General features: G+C 65.7%; 6 protein-coding genes and 1 pseudogene. 5 read left to right on the top strand and 2 right to left on the bottom strand.

Annotated elements, in window-relative coordinates; translation table 11 throughout:
* Nucleotides 1-515 (bottom strand): phosphoribosylglycinamide formyltransferase (gene purN / locus ACR2JA_RS01540; protein ID WP_434007384.1); only part of this gene is annotated, 515 nt, incomplete at its 3' end.
* A gap of 93 nt (nucleotides 516-608) precedes the next feature.
* Here purN and ACR2JA_RS01535 point away from each other — a divergent pair.
* From ACR2JA_RS01535 to ACR2JA_RS01520, 4 genes are all read left to right on the top strand, one after another.
* Complete coding sequence (locus ACR2JA_RS01535; RefSeq protein ID WP_434007383.1) at nucleotides 609-1,277, top strand: YceH family protein; 669 nt, start codon at nucleotides 609-611, stop codon at nucleotides 1,275-1,277.
* Nucleotides 1,278-1,375: 98 nt separating this feature from the next.
* Nucleotides 1,376-2,557, top strand: coding sequence for an acyl-CoA dehydrogenase family protein (locus ACR2JA_RS01530; protein ID WP_434007382.1), 1,182 nt, complete (start codon nucleotides 1,376-1,378; stop codon nucleotides 2,555-2,557).
* Nucleotides 2,558-2,649: 92 nt separating this feature from the next.
* Entirely contained in the window at nucleotides 2,650-3,765 is a 1,116-nt protein-coding gene (locus tag ACR2JA_RS01525; RefSeq protein ID WP_434007381.1) for an acyl-CoA dehydrogenase family protein, read from the top strand.
* A gap of 304 nt (nucleotides 3,766-4,069) precedes the next feature.
* The gene (locus ACR2JA_RS01520; RefSeq protein ID WP_434007380.1) at nucleotides 4,070-5,509 is read left to right on the top strand and encodes a hypothetical protein; all 1,440 of its coding nucleotides are present in this window, start codon (nucleotides 4,070-4,072) and stop codon (nucleotides 5,507-5,509) included.
* A gap of 68 nt (nucleotides 5,510-5,577) precedes the next feature.
* Here the strand turns inward: ACR2JA_RS01520 and ACR2JA_RS01515 are convergent, their stop codons facing one another.
* Nucleotides 5,578-6,135, bottom strand: coding sequence for an HNH endonuclease (locus ACR2JA_RS01515; RefSeq protein WP_434007379.1), 558 nt, complete (start codon nucleotides 6,133-6,135; stop codon nucleotides 5,578-5,580).
* A 144-nt stretch (nucleotides 6,136-6,279) separates the two neighbouring features.
* Between ACR2JA_RS01515 and ACR2JA_RS01510 the strand changes: the two are divergent.
* A pseudogene (locus ACR2JA_RS01510) lies at nucleotides 6,280-6,686 on the top strand (bifunctional riboflavin kinase/FAD synthetase); the annotation flags it as partial.

Raw genomic sequence — 6,686 nt, 5'->3', positions numbered from 1 at the left:
ACCACCTGGGGATAGATCAGGTGCTCCTGCGTGAGCACGCGGGCCGCCAGGCTCTGGGCAGAGTCGCCGGGCAAGACCGGCACCACCGCCTGGTCCAGGTATTCGCCATGGTCCAGTTCGGCGGTCACGCGGTGCACGGTGCAGCCAGCAAACCTGCAGCCGGCGTCGATGGCGCGCTGGTGGGTCTGCAGGCCCGGGAAGGCAGGCAGCAGGCTGGGGTGGATGTTGATCAGCCGGCCGGTGTAATGCGCCACAAAGCCAGGTGTGAGGATGCGCATGAAGCCGGCCAGCACCACAAGCGCCGGGTCGTGGCGGTCGATCTCGCCCATCAGCGCAGCGTCGAACGCCTCGCGCGAGGCGTAGGCCTTGTGGTCCAGTGTGGCGGTGGCAATGTGGTGTTCCCGGGCGAAGGTCAGACCACCGGCATCGGCTTTGTTGCTGATGACCGCCGCCACCTGCGCGCCCCAGCGCTCGCGCCAGCGCCCTGACAGCGATGCGTTCACGATGGCCGCCATGTTGGAGCCGCCGCCAGAGATGAGAATGACGATGTTTTTGTTCACGGCGCGAATCACAGCCCACCAATCAGCCACAGAAGGCCCGCAAGTGTAATGAACCACGATGTCCGCACCCGCCCCCTCTCGCCCACCGAAGCCCGCGTGCTCGCCACCCTGATGGAGAAGGCACGCACCGTGCCCGACAGCTACCCGTTGACACTCAACAGCCTGCAGAGCGGCTGCAACCAGAAAACCGCGCGCGATCCGGTGCTGAACCTGACCGAAGCCGAGATCAGCGAGGCGCTGGACGAGTTGCGCCAGCTCAGCCTGGTGTTCGAGACCAGCGGCGGCCGGGCCACCCGCTACGAGCACAACTTTGTGCGCGCCATCGGCGTGCCCGAGCAGTCGGCCGTGCTGCTGGGCCTGCTGATGCTGCGCGGCCCGCAGACCGCGGGTGAACTGCGCATCAACACCGAGCGCTGGTACAAGTTCCTGGACATCGCGTCGGTGGACGCCTTCCTGGAAGAACTGCAGGACCGCAGCGACGAGAAGGGCGGCCCGCTCGTGGTGAAGCTGCCCCGCGCGCCCGGCGCGCGCGAGCAGCGCTGGGCCCACCTGCTGTGCGGGCCGGTGGACCTGTCCGTGCCCACAGCGGCCACCGCAGGCAGCCGAGCCAGCGAGGATGAGCTGATCGCGCTCACGCGCCGCGTGGCCGCGCTGGAGGACACCGTGGAACAGCTACAGAACCAGCTCAACGACCTGCGCCAGCAACTGGGTGCCTGAAACCCGGCGGAGCGTGGGGGTCATGTCACGGCCCGGACACGGAAAAAACGAACGGTCGTGCCAAACTCCGTGGGGATCCCACCCACACGGAGACAAGCATGGATTTGGCATTCACGCCGCAAGAGCAGGCGTTCCGCGATGAGATTCGCGGCTGGGTCAAGGACCACCTGCCCGCCGACATCGCCCACAAGGTTCACAACGCGTTGCGCCTCTCGCGCGAGGACATGCAGCGCTGGGCCAGGATCCTGGGCCAAAAAGGCTGGCTCGGCTACGGCTGGCCCGAGCAGTTCGGCGGCCCGGGCTGGACCGCTGTGCAGAAACACCTGTTCGAAGAGGAATGTGCCCTGGCTGGCGCGCCGCGCATCGTGCCGTTCGGCCCGGTGATGGTGGCGCCGGTGATCATGGCATTCGGCAACAAAGAGCAGCAGGAACGCTTCCTGCCCGGCATCGCCAGCGGCGAGGTGTGGTGGAGCCAGGGTTACTCGGAGCCGGGATCGGGCTCGGACCTGGCCTCGGTCAAGACCCGCGCTGAACGCCAGGGTGACCATTACATCGTCAACGGCCAGAAGACCTGGACCACGCTCGGCCAGTACGGCGAGTGGATTTTCTGCTTGGTGCGCACCAGCACCGAAGGCAAGCCGCAAACCGGCATCAGCTTCCTGCTGGTCGACATGAAGTCGCCGGGGGTGACGGTGCGACCGATCAAGCTGCTGGACGGCGAGTGCGAGGTCAACGAGGTCTGGTTCGACAACGTCAAGGTGCCAGCCGAGAACCTGATTGGCGAAGAAAACAAGGGCTGGACCTACGCCAAGCACCTGCTCAGCCACGAGCGCACCAACATCGCCGATGTGAACCGTGCCAAGCGCGAGCTGGAACGCCTCAAGCGCATCGCCAAGGCCGAAGGCGTGTGGGACGACGTCCGCTTCCGCGACCAGATCGCCCTGCTCGAAGTCGACATCGTGGCGCTGGAAATGCTGGTGCTGCGGGTGCTGTCAGCCGAAAAGTCGGGCAAGCAGTCGCTGGACATCGCCGGTCTGCTCAAGATCCGGGGCAGCGAGATCCAGCAGCGCTACGCCGAGCTGATGATGCTGGCCGCCGGCCCGTTCAGCCTGCCCTTCATCGAAGAGGCCATGGAAGCCGGCTGGCAGGGCAACTTCCCGGGCGGCGTGGTGGCCAACGCGCCGCTGGCCTCGACCTACTTCAACCTGCGCAAGACCACCATCTACGGCGGTTCCAACGAAGTGCAGCGCAACATCGTCGCCCAGACGGTACTGGGATGATTTTCCGCCGGGCCGCCCAAAGGAAAATCGCGCCCCCTTGGGGGGCAGCGAACCTGTGGTGAGCGTGGGGGCACAAACTTCTGGAGATTCACATGGATTTCGATTTTTCCGACGACCAGGAACAACTGCGCGACGCGGTGCGCAAGTGGGTCGACAAGGGGTACGACTTCGAACGCCGCCGCGGCATCGTCAAGACCGGCGGGTTTGACCGCAACGCCTACAACGAACTGGCCGAACTGGGCCTGGCGGGCCTGTACACCAGCGAAGCCGATGGCGGTATGGGCATGGGCCCGGTCGAGGGCATGGTGGTGATGGAAGAGCTGGGGCGCGGCATCGTGCTGGAGCCGCTGGCGCAGACGCTGATCACCAGTGGCGTGATCGGCGCCTACGGCGGCGCCGACGTGAAGGCGGCCTGGCTGCCGAAGATCGCGTCCGGCGAAGCACTGGTGGTGCTGGCGCAACAGGAGCGCGGTGCGCGCTACCGGCTGGATGTCTGCAAGACCGTTGCCACCCAGGCCGGCAGTGGCTGGACCATCAGCGGTGACAAGCACGTGGTGCCTGCGGGCGACCAGGCGGACGCCTTCGTGGTGCCCGCCATGGTGAACGGCCAGATCGCGCTGTTCGTGGTCGAGCGCAGCGCCAGCGGCGTCACCACGCAGGGCCATGGCACGCAGGACGGCGGCCGCGCGGCGGATGTGACGCTGCAGAACGCGCTGGCCTCGCTGGTCACGCTGGACGGGTTGACGGCGCTGGAACACGCGGTGGACATCGGCATCGCCGCCGTCTGCGCCGAGGCTGTGGGCGTGATGGACAAGACCGTGACCGTGACGGCCGACTACTTGAACACGCGCAAGCAGTTCGGTGTGGCCATCAGCAGCTTCCAGGCGCTGCGCCACCGCATGGCCGACATGAAGATGCAGCTGGAACTGGCGCGCTCGATGAGCTACTACGCCAGCCTCAAGCTCAACGCCCCGGCCGATGAGCGCCGCCGCGCGCTTTCACGCGCCAAGGTGCAGCTGGGGCAATCGATGCGTTATGTGGGTCAGCAGGCGGTGCAGCTGCACGGCGGCATCGGCGTGACCGACGAGTACATCGTCAGCCACTACTTCAAGAAGCTGACCCAGCTGGAAATGACGTTCGGCGACACCCTGCACCACCTGGGCGAGGTCTCCGGCCGCATGCAGGAGACAGCGGGCGTGTTCGCCTGAGCCGAACGTCACATGGGGTCTGGACCCGCACGCTGGCGTGCGGGTCGTGAATTTCCCACAGTTTCGCGGGCTCGGTCTTGGTCGAAGACGGCTTTGTGCGGCGCAAAGACACGACCGCAAGATAAAATAATTAATACTTTTATCTTGTCCCCAGGGCTGGCTGCTTCCAAACCCAGCCCTCAGTCGTCACAACGCGATGAAATACCTCCGAGCTCTCCGCCGACACCTCGCCTCCACCCTTGGCCTAGGAGCTGTCCTGCTGGCGGGTCTGACCGGCACTGCGCATGCCCAGGCGATTTACGGGGTGGGTGCAGCGTCTGGCACCAACTACAACCGCATCTACACGGTCAACCCCACCTCCGGCGCGGCCACCGACCTGGGCTGTACCTTGCAGTTCAATACCGCGGCCATGGGGGTGGCCAGCCTCGACGGCAATATTTATTACATCGAACAGACGGTGGCGAACCCGCGGATCGCGTCCGTCAACCCCCAGACCTGCGCCAACGGCACAGCCGTGGCCACGGCCTTGCCCGCCTCGGTCATCCGTGCAACGGCCTGCCCCGACGGCCGTTTCTACGCGATGTCGAACACGGCGGCGTTCTACGAGATCAACCCAGCCACAGGAGCGATCCTTCGGACCTTGAACTGGACCGGTCTGCCCACGGGCGGCAGTGGCGACTTTGCCTGCACGTCCGACGGCAGCATGTACATCCTGGCACAGGACGGCACGGCGAACTACAACCTCTACCGCGCCACGTCGGCCAGCTTCCAGACCGTGGCCAGCGGCAGCAACGTGGCGGCCACCAACCTCGGAGATCTGGGCCTGGCGGGCTCGCCCAACGGACTGGCCGAAGGCCCGCTGGGGTTGGCTGGCTGCGCCGCGTCGCCCAACCCCTGCCTGCTGGCCAGTACCGGTGCCACCAGTCAGACTTGGCGTGTCAGCTCGCTGACCGGCGTCGCAACGAACGCCGGCGCCACCGGCGCGATCCTGACCGACCTGTCGCGCTCGTTCCCTGTGGACATTTCTTTTTCGAAAGCGGTGACCCCGACCACCGTGTTGCAGGGGCAGACGGTGTTCTACACCCTGACGGCCAGCAACCCAGGCCCGGGTGTGGTGCGCGAAATCGCCATCCAGGACACATTCCCGGCCGGTGTCGCGTTGGCCACATGGTCTTGTTCCGTCCTGTCCACGGGGTCTTCAACCATCGTGACCACCAGCTGCGGCACCACGCCCACTGGCACCGGCAACATCAACAACACCGTGTCGCTGTCGCTCGGCGCTAGCGTGCGCTACAACGTCACGGCCACGCTGAGCAACACTTTCTCCGGCACCCTGACCAACCTGGGTCGAGCCACCATCACCTCGGTGGCAACCGATCCCGATCCGTCCAACAACACGCAGACCGTGAGCAGCTCCGTCACGCCCGCAGGCAACATCGGGGTCACCAAGAGCAACGCCGTCGGTACCCTGACCGCCGGGCAGACCACCAGCTACACCATCACCGTGAGCAACAGTGGGCCGGGCAACGCGACCAACACAGTGGTGACCGATCCAGCCACCACCGGCCTGAGTTGCACCACGGTCACCTGCAGCGTCGCCAGTGGCGTGGCCGTCTGCCCTGTGGCACCCGCGCTCAGCATCGCCAATCTGCAAGGCAGCGGGGTGACGATTGCGGCTTTGCCAGCCAACTCCAGCCTGAACTTCCAGGTGGGCTGCACGGTGACCGCCACCGGCACACCCTGACGCGCTTGACCGCAACCCCAACAAAAAACCCGCCGAGGCGGGTTTTTTGTTGTCCAGCCCTTGTTCGCTCAGGCGTGCAAGCGCGAACTTTTGGGCAAATGCGACATCAGGAACTCCATCTGGTCCGCCAGGATGCGCCGGTTGCGCAAGATGAAGTCCTCCCACAGGCTGGGCACATAGGGCGCGTACAGCAGGGGCATGTGCGCCTGCTCGGGCGTGCGGTTGCCCTTGCGGTGGTTGCAGGCCTTGCACGCGGTGACCACGTTCATCCACACATCGCGGCCGTTCTGCCCCAGCGGCTGGATGTGTTCGCGGGTCAGCTCGTCCTCGTGGAAATGTTGCCCGCAATAGCCGCACAGGCAACGGTCGCGCGAGAACAGCTTGGCGTTGGTCAGCGTCGGCCGAAGGTCGAACGGGTTGATGCTGGGCACACCTTTGGTGCCGATGATGGAGTTGACGGTGATGATGGACTGCCGCCCCGTGACCGCGTTGTGTCCGCCATGGAACACCGCGACCTCCGCACCCATCTCCCACCGCACCTCGTCCGCCGCATAGTGCAGAACGGCTTCTTCCAGGCTGATCCACGACTGCGGCAGCCCCTGGGCAGAGAGCTTCAAGACCTTCAAGACCACCTCCATGTTGAACAACAACCGGAACATCTGTCTTTGCCGTGCCAGCCTGCCGGTGGCGGGCATCTGCGCGTGTGTCAATATAACGCGCTTGTGTGACAGACACCCGCCTCAGGGCCGAACACCCGGGCAACACCACCCATGAAGATCCTCCGAGGGCTTGGCAACCGCGTCGCCACGACCGGCTGCGCCCTGACCATTGGCAATTTCGACGGCGTGCACAGGGGCCACCAGGCGATGCTGGCACTGCTGCGCAACGAGGCGCGCCACCGCGGCGTGCCGACCTGCGCCATGACCTTCGAGCCGCACCCACGCGACTTCTTTGCGGCCGTGCACCGCAAACCCGAACTGGCGCCGGCACGCATCGCCACCCTGCGCGACAAGCTCGAAGAGCTGGAGCGCTGCGGCGTGGACCAGTGCGTGGTGCTGCCGTTCAACCAGCGGCTGGCTTCGCTGCCACCACAGGCCTTCATCGAGGACATCCTGGTCAAGGCGCTGGGGGTGCGGTACGTGCTGGTGGGCGACGATTTCCGCTTTGGCGCCCAGCG

Origin of the sequence: Hydrogenophaga sp., assembly GCF_051007235.1 — a bacterium.
Taxonomy (GTDB): domain Bacteria; phylum Pseudomonadota; class Gammaproteobacteria; order Burkholderiales; family Burkholderiaceae_C; genus Hydrogenophaga.
This window is presented reverse-complemented; position numbering and strand designations above follow the sequence as displayed.

Bases quoted from the DNA above. Each gene is read 5' to 3' on its own strand.
- ACR2JA_RS01535 (WP_434007383.1), top strand. From the start codon at position 609: ATGAACCACGATGTCCGCACCCGCCCCCTCTCGCCCACCGAAGCCCGC.
- ACR2JA_RS01530 (WP_434007382.1), top strand. From the start codon at position 1,376: ATGGATTTGGCATTCACGCCGCAAGAGCAGGCGTTCCGCGATGAGATT.
- ACR2JA_RS01525 (WP_434007381.1), top strand. From the start codon at position 2,650: ATGGATTTCGATTTTTCCGACGACCAGGAACAACTGCGCGACGCGGTG.